This is a genomic window from Halorubrum sp. SP9 (assembly GCF_005435015.1).
Classification (GTDB): domain Archaea; phylum Halobacteriota; class Halobacteria; order Halobacteriales; family Haloferacaceae; genus Halorubrum; species Halorubrum sodomense.
In genome coordinates this window covers 1-255 of record NZ_SGXU01000663.1, presented here as the reverse complement: position 1 = coordinate 255, position 255 = coordinate 1, and the positions used below count along the sequence as shown (strand labels likewise).

Below are 255 nucleotides of genomic sequence, written 5' to 3'. Positions count from 1 at the left end.
TCGCCTGCCGCATCGGCCCGGACTGGAACGTCCACGCGCGGGCGTAGTTTTCGAAGGTGACGGTGAACGTCTCGAAGTTCCACCAGCCTTGGATGATCTGGTCGAGCGGGCGGACGGAGGCCATGAACAGCCCGACGAGCGGGACGAGCCACAGGAGCGCGACCCCGATCGCGACGACGTACCGGAGGGCGCGCGGCCCGCTCGGGACCGCCGCGCGGACCCGTTCGGGGAGGGGTCGGTCGGCGATCGGTGCGG

Annotated in this window: 1 pseudogene; it reads right to left on the bottom strand. The window is 71.4% G+C overall.

From position 1 onward, the window contains the following. Positions 1 to 255: pseudogene (locus tag EXE45_RS18930) on the bottom strand (carbohydrate ABC transporter permease); the annotation flags it as partial.